General features: G+C 49.8%; 2 protein-coding genes. Both read left to right on the top strand.

What is annotated here, in order from left to right; all coding sequences use genetic code 11:
* The first annotated feature begins 228 nt into the window (after positions 1-228).
* A complete protein-coding gene (locus ABN212_RS18655; RefSeq protein WP_063840321.1) occupies positions 229-783 on the top strand; it encodes a fluoroquinolone-acetylating aminoglycoside 6'-N-acetyltransferase AAC(6')-Ib-cr5 in 555 nt (184 codons plus the stop codon).
* 96 nt (positions 784-879) lie between these two features.
* Positions 880-1,332: an NAD(+)--rifampin ADP-ribosyltransferase Arr-3 gene (locus ABN212_RS18650; RefSeq protein WP_001749986.1), complete on the top strand. Its 453-nt coding sequence runs from the start codon at positions 880-882 to the stop codon at positions 1,330-1,332.
* The last annotated feature ends 186 nt before the right edge of the window (positions 1,333-1,518 follow it).

Raw genomic sequence — 1,518 nt, 5'->3', positions numbered from 1 at the left:
CGCCGTGGGTCGATGTTTGATGTTATGGAGCAGCAACGATGTTACGCAGCAGGGCAGTCGCCCTAAAACAAAGTTAGATGCACTAAGCACATAATTGCTCACAGCCAAACTATCAGGTCAAGTCTGCTTTTATTATTTTTAAGCGTGCATAATAAGCCCTACACAAATTGGGAGTTAGACATCATGAGCAACGCAAAAACAAAGTTAGGCATCACAAAGTACAGCATCGTGACCAACAGCAACGATTCCGTCACACTGCGCCTCATGACTGAGCATGACCTTGCGATGCTCTATGAGTGGCTAAATCGATCTCATATCGTCGAGTGGTGGGGCGGAGAAGAAGCACGCCCGACACTTGCTGACGTACAGGAACAGTACTTGCCAAGCGTTTTAGCGCAAGAGTCCGTCACTCCATACATTGCAATGCTGAATGGAGAGCCGATTGGGTATGCCCAGTCGTACGTTGCTCTTGGAAGCGGGGACGGAAGGTGGGAAGAAGAAACCGATCCAGGAGTACGCGGAATAGACCAGTTACTGGCGAATGCATCACAACTGGGCAAAGGCTTGGGAACCAAGCTGGTTCGAGCTCTGGTTGAGTTGCTGTTCAATGATCCCGAGGTCACCAAGATCCAAACGGACCCGTCGCCGAGCAACTTGCGAGCGATCCGATGCTACGAGAAAGCGGGGTTTGAGAGGCAAGGTACCGTAACCACCCCATATGGTCCAGCCGTGTACATGGTTCAAACACGCCAGGCATTCGAGCGAACACGCAGTGATGCCTAACCCTTCCATCGAGGGGGACGTCCAAGGGCTGGCGCCCTTGGCCGCCCCTCATGTCAAACGTTATGCAGCCAAATCCCAACAATTAAGGGTCTTAAAATGGTAAAAGATTGGATTCCCATCTCTCATGATAATTACAAGCAGGTGCAAGGACCGTTCTATCATGGAACCAAAGCCAATTTGGCGATTGGTGACTTGCTAACCACAGGGTTCATCTCTCATTTCGAGGACGGTCGTATTCTTAAGCACATCTACTTTTCAGCCTTGATGGAGCCAGCAGTTTGGGGAGCTGAACTTGCTATGTCACTGTCTGGCCTCGAGGGTCGCGGCTACATATACATAGTTGAGCCAACAGGACCGTTCGAAGACGATCCGAATCTTACGAACAAAAGATTTCCCGGTAATCCAACACAGTCCTATAGAACCTGCGAACCCTTGAGAATTGTTGGCGTTGTTGAAGACTGGGAGGGGCATCCTGTTGAATTAATAAGGGGAATGTTGGATTCGTTGGAGGACTTAAAGCGCCGTGGTTTACACGTCATTGAAGACTAGTCCTTTGCATAACAAAGCCATCAAACCGGACGCCAGAGATTCCGCGCCTGTTGCGCATGGCTTCGCCATTTTATGCGCAATAGGCGCGCCACCCTGTCGCCGTTTATGGCGGCGTTAGATGCACTAAGCACATAATTGCTCACAGCCAAACTATCAGGTCAAGTCTGCTTTTATTATTTTTAAGCG

Origin of the sequence: Proteus genomosp. 6 (assembly GCF_040139785.1) — a bacterium.
Taxonomy (GTDB): Bacteria; Pseudomonadota; Gammaproteobacteria; order Enterobacterales; family Enterobacteriaceae; genus Proteus.
The sequence above is the reverse complement of the archived record's forward strand: the minus strand, read 5'-3'. Positions and strand labels throughout refer to the sequence as shown.